Consider the following 20,925-nt stretch of genomic DNA (forward strand, 5'->3'; position numbering starts at 1 on the left):
ATGAAGGCGCAAGTCTCGGATAGCAAATAAAACAACCTCCCACATCCACCAGCTGGTATACAGCCGGCGGGTGTTTCTTTATCTTTTCTAAATATTCCTGCGGCGATAGAATGAATGTTGAGATCCTAACCATCATTGTCCATGGCGGACAAGCAGAAAAACGGGGGTGCCCATGTCGTTGATCAAACGTCCCAAACTGAGCATTTACTTGAGGCTGGTGCTTACTTTTCTGTTTATCGTGGCTCCTCTCTATGCAGTCAGCGCCCAGATGAACCGGGTCGGGCAGAACTCCGTCAAGGAGGAAATCTCCAGCTCCATGCTGGCAAAAGTTCATTTTTACTTGGCTTCGCTGGACCAGGACTTCAGTAAAATGATCAAGCTCGGCAGAGAGTATATTACGGACGATGATATCGGTAAGCTCAGCGTGGCTGCCTCGATCATGCCGGATTACGAGCGGACGAAGGCGATGCTGCGCCTGCAGAAGCAGATGCTGCTCCTGAAGGCATCCAGCAGTTACATTACCAATGCAAGCATTCATATTTCGATGCTGGATCGGACCATCTCATCCAACAATGGTGTGGATATCATCCCCAAGGATGAATTCAACGTGCTGAGCACATCGGAACAACGGGGATATTCGCCGTTTATCGCCTGGAAAAACCGCTTGTTTATCAGTATGCCTTACCCCGAAAACATTCTGTCCGAAGAAGAACCCTCTTATCTCGTCGATATAGAAATTGATCAAAAGGAGATCGTCAAGGCGCTGGGCGACATGATTGACAACGCTCAAGGCGGCGCCCTGCTGATCGACGACCGCAACCAATGGAGCCTCTCGAGCCTGCATCGTCCTGAGACGGAAACGGGCTTGCGTGATTGGGTTACGGGTAAAATCAGCTCCGGGTCCCAGAAAGGGGTAGAGTCGATTGAAATCGGATCGAAAGTCTATTTTATCAGTTATGAGCACTCCTCGACCATGAATGCTGTCCTTCTGACCTATTTGCCTCAGGACAGCGTGCTGGGACCTTTGAATACCTACCGGTTCTGGTTTCGCCTTTTTTCCATCATCTCGATTTTTATCATTGCTTATTTCTCCTACATCATTTATCGATTGATACATCAGCCATTGCGGACATTGGTGAAGGCATTTCGCTCGGTCGAACACGGGAATTTCAACCATGTGGTTTCCTACCGTTTCAAGGATGAATTCTCATACCTTTACGTTCAATTCAATGCAATGCTGGAACATATCCGCGTGTTGATTCACGAAGTGTACGAGCAGAAATACCGGGCAAAGGTGTCGGAGTTCCGGCAGCTGCAGTCGCAGATTAACCCCCACTTTTTATACAACAGTTTCTTTACACTCTCACGCATTGCCAAAAACGAGGATTACGAAGGCGTGACCACGTTCGCTCAATACTTGGGGCAATACTTCCAATTCGTCACGCGGGACGGCGACGGGGAAGTGACGCTCGAGGCGGAGTGGATGTTTGTCAAGACGTACGTCGATATTCAATCCTTCCGGTTTTCGAACCGTATTTCCGTACAGCTGGGTGAGCTGCCGTCTGCTTACAAGAAGCGGGAAGTTCCAAGGTTGATTCTTCAGCCGATCGTCGAAAATGTGTATAACCATGGGCTGGTGAACAAAAAGAAGGACGGCATGATCGAAATCACCTTTGAGGACGCCGCCAATGGGATTGTGATCGCTGTGGAGGATAATGGGGACGAATTGACGGATGAACGTTTAAGAGAGCTGCAGTCCAAGCTTGGGACGGGGCAACCCCCGCTTGAGACGACGGGACTGGTCAATGTCCATCGAAGAATTCAAATTAAATTCGGTGATCGCTATGGTCTCCGGATGTCGAGGGGCAAGCTGGGCGGGTTAAGGGTCGAAATGACAATTCCTTCGGAGGGTGAGGACAGAATATGAATCGTTTGCTGATTGTTGATGACGAACCCATTATCGTTGACGGAATCTATCGTCTTCTGCAAGAGGAAGAAGAACTGCAATTGGATCTGCACCGCGCTTATGGCGGAGATGAAGCCTTGGAGAAGCTGAATGCGGTCCGGTTTGACATCGTGCTGTCGGATATATGGATGCCCGGGATGACCGGCCTTGAGCTGCAGGAGCATATCAACGAGAGATGGCCGGCCTGCAAAATCATTTTTCTGACCGGGCACCCGGATTTCAATTACGCGCAGACGGCCATTCGCAATCAGTGCATGGATTACATTCTCAAGACCGAAAGCGACGAAACGCTGCTGCGCAGCGTCCGAAAGGCGATCGAGCTGCTGCAAACCGAACGAATGAATGCCGGTTTTCTCGATAAAGCTTCGGAGCAGTTCCAGCTAGCCGTACCGGCGCTGCAGAGAGAAATTCTTCAAGGATTTTGCGAAGGAATCCAGCCGCTGAAATCGCTGAAGCCCGAGCTGCTGAAGAGTCTATCCATTCCACTTACGCTTGACGGGAAGGTCATGCTGGTTATGGGGAGGGTCGACCGCTGGCCCATTCAAATGACAAAGGCTGCGGACAAAGCGCATATGATGTTTGCCATCCATAATATTGCGAAGGAATACCTGTCTTCCTGTGCGCTTCAATCCGTCGATGTAGAGCATAACCGCTTTTTCTGGCTGATTCAGCCTAAGTTACTGTTGGAATGGGGTTCAACCCATGCAGCAAACCGTGAGGACGAATGGTCCCGAACGATCAGGTTTGTTCATGGCACCCTGGAAATGATCCAGTCGACGAGCCTGGAGCTGTTGAAGATTCCTCTTTCGCTGGCGGCTGTTAAAGAAGGAGTGGAATGGAGAGAAATCCCGGCCCGATATCAGAAGCTGCGCGCAGGCCTTAGCCGCGGGCTGGGAATCGGCCAGGAGACCATCCTGATCGAAGGCCAACAATCGGGAGATTTTTCGGTGGATGAAAGCGAAATTCAGAAGCAAACGATACGTCAATTGGTTCGAAAATGGTCGGGGAACGACTACGTCTCTGAAGAGGAGAAGCAGGAAATGCATAAGCTGCTTTCCTTACTGTCCGGTATGATGGACCCGTTTTACGAGGATGTTGGTTTTTTTCTCGAAATTTACTACGCCATCGCTTCGCATCTGTTGACTCAATTGAACCGGTGGGCTGTGGATCATGCGGCGCTAGAGGAAGTAGAGATGGACCGGGTGTCTCATTATCAGCTGCACGCGACCAGAAAAGACGCATTCCATTATTTGATTCATGCGGCACTGCGACTGATCGAAGCGCGTGATGATGAGAAAAAGGAGCATACGAATCAAGTGGTATCCAGGTTGAACCGCTATGTGGAAGAACATCTGGACTCCGACTTGTCCCTGACGACGCTCTCGGATCTTGTACATCTGAATCCCTATTATATGTCGAGATTGTACAAACAAATGACCGGCGTGAATTTGCCTGATTATATCACTGACGAACGGATCAAAAAAGCAAAAGAACTGGTCGTCGAATCCCATTTGAAGATGCATGAAATCTGCAAAAAAGTAGGGTTTGAATCCCCTGCCTATTTTACACGGATTTTTAAAAAGAAAACGGGCAGTACGCCCCAGGAGTTCAGAGAAAAGCACCAGCCGACCAGATTTAAATAAATGATGGAGCTGGTATTTCACAGCAGTGCTCCATGTCGTGCAATTCGAGCAAGTAATGTGCAATTCTTATTATGGGATGGCTAAATACGTCACTTTATAATAGGGGTAAGGCCTAGAATCACCGGTCGACAGGGCGCTTGTCCAGAGCTCGGCAAGTGGTAACCCGTGGATCACGAGGGCTGAAAAGCGATAACAGAAATGGGAGGGTACTCATGAAGTCAGTCAAAGCTATGCTGGCGCTTCTCGCCGTCAGCTCCATGATTGTCGTATCGGCCTGCGGTTCTTCCACCAACGAATCTTCGGATACCAAGCCAGATGCCGGCTCGGATAAGGCCGCTTCCACAGCAGCTTCTGCAGGGCCGCTCAGCAAGTACACGTCGCCAATCGAAGTGACTACGGTGAGAACCGCGGATGCTTCAGTAAAGTTTGCCGGCAGCGATACCCTTGAGAATAACGAGTGGACCCGTGCCTATAAGGACGAACTTGGCATCAATCTGAAATTTAAATGGATCGCTACAAGCGGTGATGATGCGACCCAGAAAATGAACGTCATGATTGCGTCAGGAGATCTTCCCGACATTATCCCGGTTAACGCAAATCAGCTCAAACAATTGGTAGACGCCGATATGGTCGAAGATTTGTCGAGCGTTTATGAAAAGTATGCAACTCCGCTGGCCAAACAATTTATGGATGGCGCACAGCTCGATTCCGCCAAATTTGATGGTAAGCTGATGGCCATTCCGAATACGAACTCGTCCATTGATGGAGCGAACGTCCTTTGGGTACGGACCGACTGGCTCAAGAAGCTGAAGCTGCCGGAGCCGAAAACGATGAATGACGTCTATACAATCGCAGAGGCCTTCGCCAAGCAGGATCCTGATGGAAACGGAAAAAGCGACACCTTCGGACTGGGGATCAACAAGGGCATCGTCGGCGGCGGCATCATGGGTCTTGGCGGCTTCTTTAACGGTTTCCATGCTTATCCCGGAGCGTGGATTAAGGATAGTTCCGGCAGTTTAGTCTATGGTTCCATCCTGCCTGAGACAAAGGCGGCGCTGCTGAAGCTGCAGGAAATGTACAAAGCGGGGCTGCTGGATAAGGAGTTTGGCGTGAAGGACGGAAACAAGACGGGCGAGGATGCGGTTGCAGGAAAAATCGGGCTGTATTACGGAGCGATGTGGAATCCGATCAATCCGCTCCAGAAAGGTAAAGACCTGGATCCGCAGATGGAGTGGGAGGCCTACAAAATCGTCTCCGTTGATTCCGATCCGGCAAGGCCGCAAGTCGGAAATCCGGTATTCGCGTATTATGCAGTCAAAAAAGGCGCCAAAAATCCCGAAGCGGTCATGCAGATGGTCAACTTGTTTATCGAGAAGGGTTGGGGTGAGAAGGCGGATTTCAGCCACTTCTTCAGTTCCCCGGATGGCATCGAGCTGTTTAAGCATGCGCCGTTCAATGCCTGGTCTCCAACGAAAAACCTGGATGTTCACCTGTCTGTCATCGAGAGCTTAAAAACCGGGGACACATCCAAGCTGAATGGAGAACAACTGACGACTTACGAGAAGATCAAGCAATTTAATAACGGTGACAATAAGCAATGGAATCAGGCGAGGGTGTTCGGCGAATCCAGCTCATTCGCGGTCATCAACCAGTATCAAAAGGAAAACCTGCCGCTCATGAACGAGTTTTTCGGAGCACCGACCGAGAGCATGGGGGACAAGAAAGCGACACTGGATAAAATGGAACTGGAGACATTTACCAAGGTTATTATGGGCGAACCGATCAGTGCGTTCGATAAATTTGTCGAGGATTGGAAAAAGCTTGGCGGGACCGATATGACTAACGAGGTTAATGACTGGGCCAAATCGGTCAAGTAAATCAAAGAAGGGCAGGCGATGAAATGACATTCAAGAAATGGAGGCATGAACTGCCGCTTCACTTTATGCTTCTGCCGGCGCTTGTCCTCCTTGCCGTGTTCAGCTATTGGCCGATGGTGGGCATCGTCATCGCGTTTCAGAAATTTTACCCGAATAAGGGCTTTTTCGGTTCGGAATGGGTCGGCTTGGACAATTTTCTCTACGTATATCATCTACCCGGCATATCCCAAATCGTATTCAACACGATCTTTATTGCCGTCATGAAAATTATCGCAGGTCTTGTGGTTCCGATCACGGTGGCGCTCCTTCTGAATGAGATGGCTAGAGAGAGGATCAAGCGGATGATCCAGACGCTGATCTATTTGCCCCACTTTTTGTCATGGGTCATCTTGGGAGGTGTTTTGATCGATGTGTTGTCGCTGAAGGGGATTCTCAATCAGTTTCTCGGCTGGTTAGGAATGGATCCGGTTTATTTTCTGGGCGACAATCACTGGTTTCCGTATGTGCTGGTTGCCACGGATACGTGGAAGGACTTTGGCTTCGGTACGATTGTTTATTTGGCAGCGCTTACTGGAATTGATCAGTCGCTGTACGAAGCGGCAGAGATCGACGGTGCAAGCCGTTGGCGGCAGACACTGAACATTACGATCCCCGGTATTTTGCCGGTCGTCGTCCTGATGACGACGCTAAGTCTGGGAAATGTGCTGAATGCCGGATTCGACCAGGTGTTCAATCTGTACAGTCCGCAGGTGTACGAAAGCGGGGATATCATCGATACATTCGTATACCGGATCGGATTGATCGATGCGCAATACAGCGTGGCGACGGCCGTAGGCTTGTTCAAATCCGTGGTGTCCCTTGTGCTGATCTCTTCATCATACCTGTTGGCTTACCGGTTTGCCGGATACCGGATCTTTTGACGGAGGAGGGGACTTCATGGTTCAAAAACGGGGAATCGGCCGCACTTTGTTTGTGGCTTTCAATTACACGTTTCTTCTCGCTATCTCCGTCCTCTGCCTGCTGCCGCTTATTCACGTGCTTTCGGTCTCATTTAGCTCCAGTGCAGCGGCGATGGGCGGATTGGTCAAATTATGGCCGGTACAATTTACGCCGAGCGCTTACGAATACGTATTGAAAAAGCCTGAATTTCTAACTGCATTATGGATCACGTTGAAACGTGTCGTGCTTGGCGTATCCATCAGCATGTTTCTTACCATTCTGACCGCATATCCGCTGGCAAAAGAGAAATCGAAATTCAAATGGAGAACGATGTACGCGTGGCTGCTCGTCCTGACGATGCTGTTCAACGGCGGCCTCATCCCCTGGTATATGACGATAAAGTCCCTGGGGATGCTCGATTCAATTTGGGCGCTCGTATTACCGGGGGCGGTTCCGGTTTTTAACGTGATCCTGCTGCTGAATTTTTACCGGGGGCTGCCCAAGGAGCTGGAGGAATCCGCCTTTATGGACGGAGCCGGCCATTGGACGACGCTTTGGCGCATTTATGCGCCGCTGTCATTGCCTGCGCTGGCAACGATCGGGCTGTTCACGATTGTCAGCCATTGGAACAGCTGGTTTGACGGTCTCATCTTGATGAACTCGCCGGAAAACTACCCGCTCCAGAGCTATTTGAGAACGATCATTGTCGGTCAGGACCTCACGATGCTGACTTCAACCGATTTGTCGCTGCTTCAGGATTTATCGGAACAAACAGTGAAAACGGCCCAGATTTTTCTCGGGGCACTGCCGATCATCCTGGTGTACCCGTTCCTGCAGCGCTTCTTTATTAAAGGGATTGTTATGGGCAGCGTGAAAGGATGACGAAACAATGATAACGAACATGCGTGTACCTGATTCATGGAGCCATCACTTCCTGGAGCCTCCGAAGTTGACGGGAACCTTATTTTGGCTGCATGGGACGGAAAGCCCTGAAGAGCTCCGGAAGACATTCGACTTGGCCGTCGGGTCGGGAATCGGAGAGCTGACGCTGGAGTCGAGACCCCATTGGGACTATCTTGGGCCGAAGTGGTGGTCGGACTTGAAGCTGATTCTGGGATGGTGCCGGGAAGCCGGGGTGAGTGCCTACCTGTTCGATGAAAAATGGTATCCGAGCGGCGTGGCGGGCAATACGATCCAGAAGCTCGACCCGGCGTTTCGGCGTTCGTCGATCCGCCTCCAATATATACGCTACCGCGGGCCGCTGAATCGGGTAAGTCTGATGCCTCCATGGACACACCGGAGCCGGTCTGTTGTGATGAGTGTATATGCCTACCCGATGTCGGAGGGGGTGATCGGTTACGAGCAGGGTGTTGATTTGACCGAACGCTTGCACCGCCCCGATTCACCGCACATGCACGGAATCGTGCACGGCATCCACTGGGACGTCCCTTCGGGAGAGTGGATCGTCTGCTTTCTCATCGAAGATAAGACCGATAACTACATCGACCCCCTTCACCCGGGAGCCGTGCAAGCTTTCATTGACCGCGTGTATGAATCGTCGAAAAGAGAAGTCGGGATGTATTTCGGCAATCCAGTCCGAGGTTTTTTCTTTGACGAACCGGCTTATTTCAATCTTGAACAGGAAATACCTTGGGGCTATGAGCTGCGTCGACGGTTTATTGAAGCGAAAGGATACGATCCGATCCGATTTTTGCCGGCATTATGGCTGAAGGGGGAGAGCAAGGGCAGCGAATTTTTTATTTACGATTACTATGATTTTCTGAATAAAGCGTACGCGGATACTTACTGCCGACCGATTCACGAATGGTGCCGTAATCATGGGCTGAAATACATCGGGCATTGGTACGAACACGAAGCGAGCCCGAATCATGGGGAAAGGTACATGTTCCATGAGCGGACCACGGAAGGGCCAGGCGACTTCTTTGAAGTTTCCCGGTTTGCAGATGAAGGCGGGATTGACGTCGTTTGCAACCAGATTATTCCGGGTCACCGGAATCGGGATTACTGGGGGCTGCCTAAGCTGGCCAGCTCCGCTGCCCATGTCTATGGCCTGAAAGACGATTTGGCCATGTCGGAGACGTTTGGGGCCTACGGCTGGCATCTGGGCCTCAGGATGATGAAGTGGCTGACCGATTGGCAGGCCGTGCGGGGGATCAATCATTTTATCCTGCATGCTTTTAATCCGAAGTGGCCCGATCTGGATTGCCCGCCTTATTTCTACGACGGGGGACTAAATCCGCAATGGCCATACTTTTCGGCCTATATCCAGTATGTGAACCGGCTCTCTTATTTTTTTCGCGAAGGGAGGCATGTCGCATCGCTGCTGCTTCTATATCCAGGGGCTCTCGGCTATGCCGGCGAATCGACCCCGATCGAGGATGTCCAGCAGGTGCTCCAGGAGAATCAATACGACTACGACCTCGTACCACAGGAAGAGCTGCTGCTGTCCCGAATCGCCGGGGGCCGGCTGGAGATACGAAGCGAGAGCTACGCAGCGGTCGTTGTTCCCGGGACGGAGGTCGTAACGGAAGAGCTGCTTCATAAGCTTCATGAGGTGGTTCAGTCGGGCGTTCCCGTAATGTTTGTAAACCGTCAACCGGCGAGGGTCTTGAAACGGAAGCAGGAAGCTATGCCACGGTCACCGTTCCTATCAGGGACAGGTATGCATCTGGCAGGTAGCCCGTCCGATTTGCCGGAATTGCTTCGCCACAGCGGTATTTCCGCACAGCTTCCTTTTGAAGGAAGCGGCCGGGAGAACCTGCGCTTCCTTCACCGGATCAGGGAGAACCAATCTCTATGGATGGTCAGCAATGAAGATGTAGAAACCGCTGTTGACGGATGGATCCGCCTGCCAGGGGAACCGGATGTAAATGCCCTGTATGCCTGGGAGCCATTGACTGGCGAACGATGGCATCTGCGGTCACGGATTTCACCAGACACGGCTCATGAGCGGGAATTTCACCTGCGGATTCCGCCATACCGTTCGCTGATCCTGATTCCATCTGTTCTCGATGTCCAGGAAGAAGTGCAGGGTCCCGTGCCGGCGGCCTATATCGGCAGCGGGCAGCAAAGCGGTGTCATTGACATAGACAGCGGGCAGATTCACTTTGACTGGCAGGGAGAAGCGAGGCGCGGGTTACCGTCGTGGCTCCGCTTGGATCCTTCTTATTCCGGTACACTGGCATATACCTGGACCATGGATGTACCGCCGTCCGAGCTGGAGGCTTTGAACCGGGTTATTCTGGATCTCGGTCAGGTGGAGGAAATTGCCGAGGTGGAGGTGAACGGCACATCAGCCGGATTCAGCTTTGTTCCGCCATACCGCTTTGATGTGACGTCATGGCTAACCCCCGGCTTGAACCGGTTTAAGGTATGTGTCACCAATGTCGTATCGAACCTCATGAGCAAGGCGGAAGTACTCGAGGACGCGGGCCCGGATTGGAAAGAGCGTCGTGAACAGTTCTCGATCCCGGAGGATGGCGGGCTTCTCGGGCCGGTTCGGCTGGAATTCCATCATACGATTGGAAGTGAACGCAATGGATATCGTCAGTAAACTTACGGATGCTTGGTGGCTATCTGCCCGGGGCTCGGATCCGGATCACGTAAATGAACATAACGCTGCACGCAACGAGGTTGCCTATTTCCGCCGTTCGTTTTCACTGGTCAAACCGGCCACGCTTGTGCTGTCAATCAGCGCCCACAGCCGCTACCGCTTATGGATCAACGGGCAAGCCGTTCTTTCAGGCCCATGCAAGGGGGATCGCTGGCGTCATTACTACGAAACGATTGACGTAAGCTCATACCTGACTGCAGGCGACAATGTCCTTGCCGTAAAAGTGGTGGCATACAGTCCATATGAAGCACAGCCGCCAGGCTGGGGAGGACCCTTCAGCGTAACGTCCAACGCAGCAGGTCCTTGCCTGATCGCCAGCGGACGCTGCGTTGCGGAAGACGGGGAAATATTGGCGGATCTTGCAACAGGCAAGCCTGGGGACGGATGGCTGGTCTGTTTGGATGACGCGGTTTCCTGGGAAGCGTATGGGCCCACGCATTTTATGGGGGGAATGGAGCGGGTCGATGGCGCGCGGCTGCCTCGTCACTGGAACCTTCCGGGAAGTGCGGAGAACGGGAAATGGCTTATTCCGATCCGAAGATGGAAGGCGGACGGCAGACCTTACGGCATCATTCCGCCGTTTCCGCTGATGGAGCGTCCCATCCCGCTCCTCTATGAGACGAGTCGCCGGTTCAGGAGTGAAGTTGATGTAAAGAAAGGAAACGGTGAGCTGTTTTCGTTCATTGAAGGCGCAGCGGAGCCGCAGCCGGCTGTCATCCCCCCGCATTCGAAGCGGAAGGTAGTTCTTGACGCAGGCGAGCTTATGACAGGTTATATCATCCTCCCCCTGTCTGGCGGGCGGGGCAGCCGGGTTGCACTGTTGTATGCTGAAAGCTTTTCCAAGCACCGGGAAGGCGGCTTCCCGCTAAAGGGCAAGCGGGACGATGCAATGCGGTATGATCTGATCGGGCAGCAGGACGTGTACCTTCCGTCAGGCGGCAGAGAGACTTACGAGCCGTTCTGGTTCCGTACCTTCCGCTTCATGCAAATTGAGGTGGAGACCTGTGACGAGCCATTGGTCATTGACCCCCCGGAGTTCAGGGAAACGGGATATCCGCTGGATGTCCAATCAGCGGCTGTGTCCTCCAACGCCTGGATTCGTCCATTATGGGATGTAAGCGTCAGAACACTGCAGCGATGCATGCATGAAACCTATGAAGATTGCCCTTATTACGAGCAATTACAGTATGCCATGGATACCCGGCTGCAAATTCTTTTCACTTATGCCGTCAGCGGAGACTCCCGCCTGGCTCGCCGGGCCATCGACGATTACCATGCTTCACTGCTGCCGGAGGGGATTCTCCAAGCGCGGTATCCATGCATGGAGTCGCAGGTCATTCCTGCCTTTTCGCTCCATTGGATTCTCATGGTTGAAGATTATTACTGGCAAACCGGTGATCCGTCGGTTGCCGTGCGTTACCGGGCCACGATCGACTCGGTTCTGGACTGGTACGACCGCAAGCTCGGGCCGCAGGGACTCGTACACCGGTTAGGCTATTGGGAATTTATCGATTGGGTCGAAGCATGGGATGAACTGCACGGCGCGCCGACGGCGACGCTTACCGGTCCTTCTACGATCCATAATCTCCTGTATGTCTATGCGCTTCAGTCCGCAGCAAGATTAAGCCGACTCGGGAATCGCTTTGAGATTGCACACGAATATGAGGCGCGGGCCGGGCATGTGCTTCAGGCTTTGCAGCAGCTATGTTGGTCGGAATCTTCAGGATTGTACCGTGAAGGTCCCGAATGCGAACAGTACAGCCAACACGCCCAAGTCTGGGCCGTGCTGACCGGCCTCGCTTCTGGAGAGCAGGGACGGAAGTTAATTCGGCGGATGATGGATCGGGATGATCTGCTGCCGTGCTCGTATGCGATGTCTTTTTATTTATTCAGGGCGATAGAAAAGGTAGGACTATACGAAGAAACGGAGCAGATGTGGAAGCCGTGGCGCGACCTGTTGGAACTGAACCTGACCACCTGGCCTGAGGATCCCTTCATGCAGCGCAGTGACTGTCATGGCTGGGGCGCCCTGCCTCTGTACGAATTCACCCGCTGCTTGCTGGGGGTGAAGCCCGGAGCACCCGGCTGGGAAACGATCCGGATCGAACCGCATTGCTTGTCGCTGCAGGATATGCGGGGGCAAGCGATAACCCCCAAAGGAACGGTTCGAGCGAATTGGTTCATCGGGGACGGCGTATTTCATATTTCCGGTGAATCGCCGGAAGGTGCGCCGCTTCTCGTTGCTATGCCAGATGGCAGCAGCTGCAGCATGCCGCAGGGTGGAGCTTTCCGTTTGTCATGCCCCGTTGCTGGAAATTCTGAAACGAGTTTGGATCGGGAGGGAAATGCATGAACCGCAAACCGGGAAATTGGAAGCTGGGCACCTCGTTCAGCCTGGCCAACCCGATCGATTTGAAACAAGCGGCCGAATCTGGAATCCAGTGCATCGAACTGACGTGGCAGCCGCTGGATATTTTCGATCCGGAAGTCAAAATGAAGTGTGATGAGGTGGTAGCTGCTGCCCGGCGTCTGGGAATTGACGTCTGGTCGCTGCACATTCCTTTCGGCACGGCATGGGACCCGTCTAGTCTAGATCAGGACACCCTGGAACAAGTCGTCGCCAAAGTCCGGCAGCTGTTCCGTTATGCTGCGGACTGGGGGATCGGGACGCTGGTATACCACCCTAGCTGGGAACCAGTTCCACCGGAAGAAAGAGCGCTCCGTTTAAAGACTTCCAAACAAACGCTCGCTCTCCTTGCTCAAGAAGCGGCCGCTAGCGGTCTTCGGCTGGCGGCGGAGTGCCTCCCGCGCACTTGTCTCGGGCATTCGGCGGATGAAATGGAGTTTTTGACCGATGGTAATCCGGAACTCGGCATATGCTGCGACGTCAATCATTTGTTTAAGGAAAAACCGCAGCAGTTCATTGAGAAACTGGGCGGCCGGATCGTGACGACGCATATTTCGGATAATGACGGAACGGACGAAAAGCATTGGATGCCGGGAACAGGGAACCTGGAATGGAATGAAATCCTTAATGCATTTGTTGCAGCAGGCTACCAGGGACCCATGATGCATGAAGTCAGAAACCCGGATCCCGAGGCCATTACGGTCAATTGGCACCATATCCTTGACGCAATTTCTAACCCATGAGGAGGTTATAAACATGAGTATTCGAAAATTCAGCATCAGGTCCCGTCTACTGCTTCTGATGATGACCGCGGTAACGTTCACGATGGTGAATCACCATGCTTCAGCCGATCCCGGTCTGCACAAGGATTATTGGATTGCCGTGACGGATCAGGGTTCGGAGGAGATTCGTGTTTACGATCCCGAGAAGGAAGACTGGAATCAATCTAACGCACTGAAATGGTCTTGGGCGCCCACAGATAAAAACGGTTTTGGCGGACTGCTGCAAGGCTGGGGTCTGCCATCCGACGTGAAGCTGCGGGAAGGTAAAACGGGGGGCAAATTTATGGTTGTGACCGACTCCAGAGGGCTTGCAGCGCTTGTTCCGTATCCTTCGGGCAACAGCAGAGCATGGGGCGTCATCGTAGGCGGTAACCCGCATGCAGCCGAGCTGCTGCCGGACGGCAACGTAGCGGTTGCGGCGAGTGCCGGCGGTTGGGTGCGGGTCTATACGGCTTCGCAGGGAGCCGATTCTTCAACGTATACCGAATTTTCGCTGCCTGGTGCGCACGGCGTGCTGTGGGATCCGGCTCAAGACGTACTGTGGGCCGTCGGCGACTACGATTTAATTGCCCTGAAAGTGAAAGGAACACCGGCAGCGCCTGTTCTGGAGGAGGTTCACAGAAAGCGGCTGCCCACCAATTGGGGCCACGACCTCTTTGCGGTCTATGGAGATACCGACAAGTTGTGGGTGACCTCCAATACGCAGGTGTATCAGTTCAGCAAATCCACGGATTCCTGGTCTGAAGATTATCCGGGGGCCACTGAGATCAATCACCATTGGGTGAAGAGTGTAGGCAACCAGCCTTCCGGGCAAGTTGTGATGACCAACCAGAAAGAAGGCACAAAGTACACTTGGACCACGGATGCGGTTGACTTGTACCAGCCGGCGGATCAGCGTCTCGTTACAGGCGGAGCCTTCTATAAAGCCCGGATTTGGAATTCGGATTATCAATAAAAACGAATTTACGGGGAGGAGCCATGAGCTCTTTCCCGTTTTTTACCCTCACCTTTCCTCTTACTGGGTGTTATAGTATGCTTGTCTTATAAGAAAGGAGAGGGAATTCATGGTAAAACAATTGATCATCGGTGATGCAAAGCATGAGTTGGCCATTACGCGCCGCATCCTGGAGCGCCTGCCCGAGGAGCATATGACATGGAAGCCGCATGAGAAATCGATGACGCTTGGCGGACTGACCACGCACCTGATCAACCTGCTGAACTGGCAGGTCGCGATTTTTCTAAGCCCGGAATTGGATTTATCGACCGTGCCGCTTCGGCGGGAAGCTCTGACAAGTCGACAGGATATCCTGGATGAATTTGATGCAAACGTCGTCAAGCTGGACAAGCTGTTAGACGAATGTGATGAGCAAGCGCTTGGCGATGAGTGGACCTTGCGTAACGGCGACCATATCATCCTTCGCCAACCTCGTGCTAACGCTCTCCGTACTTTCGGATTAAGCCATATGATCCATCACCGGGCGCAGCTCGGGGTATATTTGCGGCTTCTCGATATTCCGGTACCGGGCCTCTATGGTCCTTCGGCCGACGAAAATGGCCAATCATAAAGAAGACTAAGCTTACAGTCGCAGAGCTTCGGCATGAATCGCCGTACGCTGCGGCTGTTTTTTTTGGCCGAATGTTATGATGTCTTCCTGGCGACAATGTAGTTCGTATCTTGCGAAATTCAGTTTTATATACGACAAGGTTTGACGTAGTTAGGATATATCATGGATATTGAACGTTAGATCAACGATAGGAGTGATACGTGATATGAAACCACTACGTGGAAAAGTTGCTTTGGTCGCTGGAGCAACACGAGGCGCCGGCAGAGGCATCGCAGTCGAATTAGGGGCAGCAGGGGCAACCGTATACGTCACAGGAAGAACGACGCGCCAACAACGATCCGAATACAACCGTCCTGAAACGATTGAGGAAACGGCAGAACTGGTAAATGCTGCGGGAGGACAAGGAATTGCCGTTCAAGTCGATCATCTCCAGCCTGAGCAGGTCCAGGCCCTTATCGCCCGTATTGAGAAAGAGCAGGGGAGATTGGATATTCTGGTCAATGACGTATGGGGCGCTGAAAATTTGGCAGACTGGAATGTGCCCGTATGGGATCACTCCCTCGAACGTGGATTTCGTATGCTTCGCCTTGGCATCGACACGCATTTGATTACAAGCCATTTTGCCCTGCCGTTGTTGATCAGAAATAAGAACGGACTGGTGGTTGAAATGACGGACGGCACCGCTGAGTACAATCATAACAATTACCGCATATCGATGTTTTATGATTTAGTCAAAAACTCAGTCATTCGCATGGCACAATCACTTGCGCATGAACTTGCGCCTTATCAGTGTACCGCAGTGGCCATGACGCCCGGTTGGATGCGTTCTGAAATCATGCTTGATCATTTCGGTGTGAAAGAAGAAAACTGGCGTGATGCTACCGAAAAAGAACCCCATTTCATCATATCGGAATCTCCGCGTTATGTAGGCCGTGCAGTTGCAGCATTAGCTGGCGATCCGGAAGCTGCCCGGTGGAACGGGAAGTCCTTGTCAAGCGGTCAGCTCGCAAAAGTCTATGGTTTTACGGACCTCGACGGTTCGCAGCCGGACTGCTGGCGGTACCTTGTAGAAGTTCAGGAGGCAGGCAAACCAGCAGATGCCTCTGGATATCGTTAGTCGCTGCTAGTTTGATGTCATGAAAAGCGTACTTAAAGAGCCGCATAAACTGCGGCTTTTTATGCGTTTAACGGTATGACGAATCCCGGATACTTGACGTACATCTTGCCCCTCTCTGCTATCATTGTCATGCTTGACAACATTGTTATTAGGTGGTGTGAACTTGACATCTCCCTCAAGCCCGTACTAATGTTGTTTCAAGAGGTGGAATACATGAGCAAGAAGCAGGACATAATGGCGGCCACGCTGGATTTGATCCATGAAGAGGGGCTGCAGTCGGTGACCTTTTCCAAAATATTTAAGAAAGCCAACGTAGGTTCCGGCACGGTATATAACTATTTTGCCAATAAAGAAGAGTTGGTGAATGCGGTTTACAAAGAAGCGCGGACACATATGGGGGAGTACCTCCTTCGCGGTTATAACCCGGATGCGAGCCTGTATGAGCGGTTTAAATGCCTGCAGCTGAACAGGTTGAAGTTCGGCATCGATTCACCCAAAGAGTTTCTGTTTATCGACAGCTTTTCCTTTTCCCCGTATATTTCGCCGGAGCTGCGGAACATGGGCGATGCCCTCCATTCGAGTGATGTGGTCATTTCTTTGATCGTTGAGGGCCAGAAGCAGGGAATCATGAAAGAAATGGACCCTCATTTATGCCATCAGCTCATCCATGGGATCATTTCTTCCATCGTGAAAGGGTACTATATTCAGAAATATCCGTTAGACGAGGTCCAGGTTCAGCAAGTGCTGGAAGCCTCATGGAAAGCTATACTCGTGTAGAAACAGCCTTTTGGACGCTGCGGTCCTTCATAGGCTGTTTTTATGTTGTCTTGACTCCTCGATTAATGAATTTCTTATCAAAATTAACTTCAGCTGCCCTCATCTGTTATCCTCTTTGGCTCTTTTGGGGTGTTTAATCGTGTCGTTTCCGGCGATCTCAAAGCGGTGAAATTTAGAATATATATTCCAATATGGACAATAACTGCACTTTGAATCTAAAACATTGGATTGGAATTACTATTCCATCTTTCTTAATTTCCTTATCTACTATGTTGATTGTAACTCAATAAAACAAAGGAAGGATGCAGCCTTTTACAATTTAGAAACCACCCGTTTATCATGTTTACGGAACAATTTCAGCGATCTAGCCTTCGGATTGTAAATAGAGTCAAACTTGTTCGTATGGAATACATATTCCAAAAATTCTTGACTTAAGGAAATGTCTGAGTTATAGTTGCTTTGGAACGAACATTCCAAACCTATGTTGAGGAGGCATTTTTGATATGAGTAAAGTTTGGCTGATTACAGGCAGTTCCCGGGGATTTGGACGCAGTCTTGCAGAAGCGGTACTGGCAAAAGGAGATCAGCTGGTGGCAACAGCCCGCGATACAGAACAAATCGCCGATCTTGCAGCACGCTATGGCAGCCAAGTCCACATCGTTGAGCTGGACGTAACCCGGTTTGAGCAGGCTGAGACTGCCGTGCAAGCCGCCTTCGAAACGTTTGGGCGTTTGGATGTACTAGTGAATAATGCGGGTTACGGCAATATCTCTTCCATTGAACAAACTCCGATGGATGACTTCCGGGCTCAATTGGAAACGAACCTTTGGGGTGTCATTAACGTAACGAAAGCAGCGCTGCCGCACCTGAGAGAGCAAGGTCACGGACATATCGTCCAGTTCTCCTCGATCGGCGGCCGCATCGGCGCGCCCGGTCTAGGACCATACCAAACGGCAAAATGGGCGGTAGAGGGCTTTTCCGAGGTGCTTTCGAAAGAAGTTGGACCGCTCGGGTTAAAGGTTACGCTGATCGAACCGGGCGGTTTCCGTACCGATTGGGCAGGTTCCTCAATGAAGCATATCGAGCCTATCGACGATTATAAGGACACGGTCGGCAATCATTTGAAGCATGCTCGGGAGACTACCGGCAGGGAGAACGGAGATCCCGATAAAGCTGCGCAAGCGATCATTTCCATCGTGAATGAGGATAACCCGCCGCTCCGCTTACTGCTCGGAAGCGATGCTGTTGCGATTGCGAACGCGGTAGATAAGGGCAAATTGGAAGAAACCAAGCGTTGGGAGAAACTTAGCCTGTCCACGGACTACCAGGCAAAAGAATTGGATCCGGAGGTTTCGCGCATGATTCAAGCGCTTCCGGAGTCATGATATAAGCGGATCCACTTATAACAACAAGGAGATGACATCTTGACTCAAATATCATTGAATAACCAGGTTCTGACACTGATCAATGTATTTACCGTTGAACCGGCAAATCAGGAACGGCTGATCGAACTGCTGACCGACGCAACGAATGTTTCCGTACGATACGCCCCAGGATTTATATCTTGTATTCTCTATCGAGGTACGGATGGAACGAAGGTTACGATGTATTCCCAATGGAGAAGCGCAGAGGATTATCAAGCCATGCGAAATGACCCTAGGCCGCTTCCGTATCTGCAGGAAGCTTTGAAAATAGCGAAGTTTGAGCCGGGGATGTACGAAATTGTCACGACATTTGAAGCAGCCGGCGAATAAAAAACGATAAAAAAGATACCGTGCACATCGCGGTATCTTTTTTCTGATCTATCAAGACCGCCATTCACTTGGGTGCTGAGGTAATGACAACAGCACGTTCTGTGCCAGCGGACCTTGCTGATCCGGAACGGTTTGTGGAGGCCGATTTATCTTCAAATGAAGGAACGATGAAGGTCATCGAGGCCGTAAAAAAGCGGTTTGGCACGATCGATATCGTCGTCAATAACGTAGGGGGAGCAGCACACCTGCGGGAGGATTTTTTGCGACAAGTGACGAACATTGGCTCGAAGCTCTAAACTTGAACCTATTGGCTGCTGTAAGCTTGGATCGGGGACTGCTCCGGTTGATGCTCGAAAAAAGGAAGAGGGTCATCATCCACATCTCATCCATCCAGCGGGTATTGCCCCTGGTCGAATCTACAATTCCTTATGCAGCTGCAAAGGCGGCACTAAGCAATTACAGCAAAAGCCTTTCAAAAGAATTTTCTCCACAAGGCATCCGTGTAAACCGCGTTGCTCCCGGCTTTATTCAAACGGCTGCAGCAGACGCGATGATGGAGAATATCGCACAGGTAACAGGCAGCTTCGAAAGTGCGCTCCAATCGGTCATGGATGCATTGGGAGGAATTCCCGTTGGACGACCTGGATTTCCGGAAGAGGTTGGCGAACTTGTCGCTTTTCTGGCGTCAGAACGTGCCGCTTCAATTACGGGCGCTGAATATGTCATTGATGGAGGAACCGTCCCTACCGTCTAATTAGAAGGAATCAACGAAGCGATCAGAAACCAAGCTGCTCCTCTGTATAAAATCGGGTATTTTTTATCCATATTAAGACAGCCTGATGTATTCCAAACGTATAGAGGAGCAGATAACAGTGAAAAACAAACGGCTTAAGGCTTTACTTATAACCTTGACGCTTATTTTCAGCATGATTCAGATCGCAGCACCTGCACAAGCCATGGTGGATGGGAAGAAGAATCCGGTTTGCATCAGCCCTAAAATGGTGCAGCTGAAAACCGATATGCAAAAAGCTTGGATTGACCATACCATCTGGACGAGAAGTTATATTGTCAGCGCCATTTCGAACCGTCCGGATCAGCAGGACGTATTGGACCGGCTCCTGCGGAACCAGCAGGACATCGGTAATGTGATCAAACCCTATTACGGGGAAGCTGCCGGTAATAAGCTGGCTGAGATTCTAAGAGAACATATTCTCATTGCAGGGAAAATTGTCGCGGCAGCCAAAGCGGGTAACCAGGCGGATGTGCAAAAGTTAGAAGCGGATTGGCATCGTAACGCCGACGATATCGCCAAATTTTTAAGCGCTGCGAATCCGAATTGGTCGTTTAAAGAGCTGCAGGATATGCTGTACACGCACCTTCAGCTGATCACGGAAATCGTCCTTGACTGCCTCAAGGGAGACTGGAAAGCAGATATCGAGGCGACCGACAAAAACGAGATCCATATGATTCATTTGGCAGACATCCTGACAGAAGGCATTGTTAAACAGTTTCCTGAGAAATTTTAAACAACCTAAACAGGCGATGCATAGCAATGTAGCTTTTCATATCCTCTCGTTCGGGAGGGTGTGGGAAGCTTTTTTTTCTGCCGTGGATGTTTTCACATTTCGTTTGCTTTTGGTATGACTGGAATCACAAGGCAGGCTTCGAAGATTCCTTATACTGGGGCTGTAAATGAGTTCTGCATCACGATATGGGAATGAATCCACTACAGGAGGTCCTTTCAATGAGTCAATTAACGCTTCAAACGCACGTAGCCGACATCGTCACAGCCGTACCGCAGTCAGCCGATCTGTTCCGCGCATTGCGCATCGATTTTTGCTGCGGAGGCAAAATCCCTCTGGAGGAAGCAACGACTACACGGAAGCTCGATTCCAGCGCGGTTCTGAAACAGATCCGGACACTGGAGACGAAAATGGCGGAGTATCAGGACAGCCGGCCTGGAGATCTGGCGGAACCGGAGCTGATCGAATACATTCAGAACAAGCATCACGCTTTTTTGCGCGAAGAACTTCCTGCGTTAACGCCATATGTGACAAAGCTGGCCCGCGTTCATGGAGAACGTCATCCGGAGCTGCTGCGGGTGCAGGAATTATTCACTGATTTGAAAAGTGAACTTCAGGAGCATACGGAGGACGAAGATCACAACGTATTTCCGCAGATCCGAAAATCCATGGCGAATCCGAATCCGCAGCATTTGGCGGAACTTCGGCCGCTGCTGTCCGGGCTGGAGCAGGAGCATGAGCAGGCCGGACAACTGCTGAAGGAGCTGCGGGAAGTGACCGGCGATTTCTCCCTCCCGGCAGATGCCTGCGGCACGTATCGGCTTGTCTACCAGCGGCTTGGACTGCTGGAAAAAGACACCTTCGAGCACATCCATTTGGAAAATAACGTGCTGTTCGAGCGGATTCGCAAGCGGTGCAGCTGATCCGGATAACGGTGATTT

General features: G+C 51.4%; 16 protein-coding genes and 1 pseudogene. All 17 read left to right on the forward strand.

Annotated features, from left to right (window positions below):
* Nucleotides 1-172 precede the first annotated feature (172 nt).
* Nucleotides 173-1,927: a sensor histidine kinase gene (locus tag C7820_RS05515; protein WP_116230077.1), complete on the forward strand. Its 1,755-nt coding sequence runs from the start codon at nucleotides 173-175 to the stop codon at nucleotides 1,925-1,927.
* Nucleotides 1,924-3,609: a response regulator gene (locus C7820_RS05520; RefSeq protein ID WP_116230078.1), complete on the forward strand. Its 1,686-nt coding sequence runs from the start codon at nucleotides 1,924-1,926 to the stop codon at nucleotides 3,607-3,609. Before C7820_RS05515 ends, C7820_RS05520 begins: the two co-directional genes overlap by 4 nt.
* Nucleotides 3,610-3,821: 212 nt before the next feature.
* Nucleotides 3,822-5,486, forward strand: coding sequence for an extracellular solute-binding protein (locus tag C7820_RS05525; RefSeq protein WP_116230079.1), 1,665 nt, complete (start codon nucleotides 3,822-3,824; stop codon nucleotides 5,484-5,486).
* Between the two features lie 23 nt (nucleotides 5,487-5,509).
* Complete coding sequence (locus tag C7820_RS05530) at nucleotides 5,510-6,406, forward strand: ABC transporter permease (RefSeq protein ID WP_116230080.1); 897 nt, start codon at nucleotides 5,510-5,512, stop codon at nucleotides 6,404-6,406.
* Between the two features lie 16 nt (nucleotides 6,407-6,422).
* A complete protein-coding gene (locus C7820_RS05535) occupies nucleotides 6,423-7,307 on the forward strand; it encodes a carbohydrate ABC transporter permease (RefSeq protein WP_116230081.1) in 885 nt (294 codons plus the stop codon).
* Nucleotides 7,308-7,314: 7 nt separating this feature from the next.
* The gene (locus tag C7820_RS05540) at nucleotides 7,315-9,999 is read left to right on the forward strand and encodes a glycosyl hydrolase (RefSeq protein ID WP_116230082.1); all 2,685 of its coding nucleotides are present in this window, start codon (nucleotides 7,315-7,317) and stop codon (nucleotides 9,997-9,999) included.
* Nucleotides 9,983-12,412, forward strand: a complete 2,430-nt coding sequence (locus tag C7820_RS05545; protein WP_181908941.1) for a family 78 glycoside hydrolase catalytic domain — start codon at nucleotides 9,983-9,985, stop codon at nucleotides 12,410-12,412. The genes C7820_RS05540 and C7820_RS05545 overlap by 17 nt, the downstream gene beginning before the upstream one ends.
* A complete protein-coding gene (locus tag C7820_RS05550) occupies nucleotides 12,409-13,209 on the forward strand; it encodes a sugar phosphate isomerase/epimerase family protein (protein WP_116230084.1) in 801 nt (266 codons plus the stop codon). The genes C7820_RS05545 and C7820_RS05550 overlap by 4 nt, the downstream gene beginning before the upstream one ends.
* Before the next feature lie 13 nt (nucleotides 13,210-13,222).
* Nucleotides 13,223-14,203 carry a DUF6528 family protein gene (locus C7820_RS05555; protein ID WP_116230085.1) on the forward strand — a complete coding sequence of 327 codons (981 nt, stop codon included), beginning with the start codon at nucleotides 13,223-13,225 and terminating at the stop codon, nucleotides 14,201-14,203.
* Between the two features lie 109 nt (nucleotides 14,204-14,312).
* The gene (locus C7820_RS05560; protein WP_116230086.1) at nucleotides 14,313-14,813 is read left to right on the forward strand and encodes a DinB family protein; all 501 of its coding nucleotides are present in this window, start codon (nucleotides 14,313-14,315) and stop codon (nucleotides 14,811-14,813) included.
* Between the two features lie 205 nt (nucleotides 14,814-15,018).
* Entirely contained in the window at nucleotides 15,019-15,930 is a 912-nt protein-coding gene (locus C7820_RS05565) for an SDR family oxidoreductase (protein WP_116230087.1), read from the forward strand.
* Nucleotides 15,931-16,143: 213 nt separating this feature from the next.
* Complete coding sequence (locus tag C7820_RS05570; protein ID WP_076169224.1) at nucleotides 16,144-16,707, forward strand: TetR/AcrR family transcriptional regulator; 564 nt, start codon at nucleotides 16,144-16,146, stop codon at nucleotides 16,705-16,707.
* A gap of 503 nt (nucleotides 16,708-17,210) precedes the next feature.
* The gene (locus tag C7820_RS05575; RefSeq protein WP_116230088.1) at nucleotides 17,211-18,092 is read left to right on the forward strand and encodes an oxidoreductase; all 882 of its coding nucleotides are present in this window, start codon (nucleotides 17,211-17,213) and stop codon (nucleotides 18,090-18,092) included.
* A 39-nt stretch (nucleotides 18,093-18,131) separates the two neighbouring features.
* Entirely contained in the window at nucleotides 18,132-18,461 is a 330-nt protein-coding gene (locus C7820_RS05580) for an antibiotic biosynthesis monooxygenase family protein (RefSeq protein ID WP_116230089.1), read from the forward strand.
* 83 nt (nucleotides 18,462-18,544) lie between these two features.
* Nucleotides 18,545-19,215, forward strand: a pseudogene (locus C7820_RS05585) (SDR family oxidoreductase).
* A 118-nt stretch (nucleotides 19,216-19,333) separates the two neighbouring features.
* Entirely contained in the window at nucleotides 19,334-19,987 is a 654-nt protein-coding gene (locus C7820_RS05590) for a glycosyltransferase (protein ID WP_181908942.1), read from the forward strand.
* Between the two features lie 218 nt (nucleotides 19,988-20,205).
* Nucleotides 20,206-20,907, forward strand: coding sequence for an iron-sulfur cluster repair di-iron protein (gene ric, locus C7820_RS05595; protein ID WP_116230090.1), 702 nt, complete (start codon nucleotides 20,206-20,208; stop codon nucleotides 20,905-20,907).
* The last annotated feature ends 18 nt before the right edge of the window (nucleotides 20,908-20,925 follow it).

This window comes from Paenibacillus sp. VMFN-D1 (assembly GCF_003386155.1).
Taxonomy (GTDB): Bacteria; Bacillota; Bacilli; order Paenibacillales; family Paenibacillaceae; genus Paenibacillus_AQ; species Paenibacillus_AQ favisporus.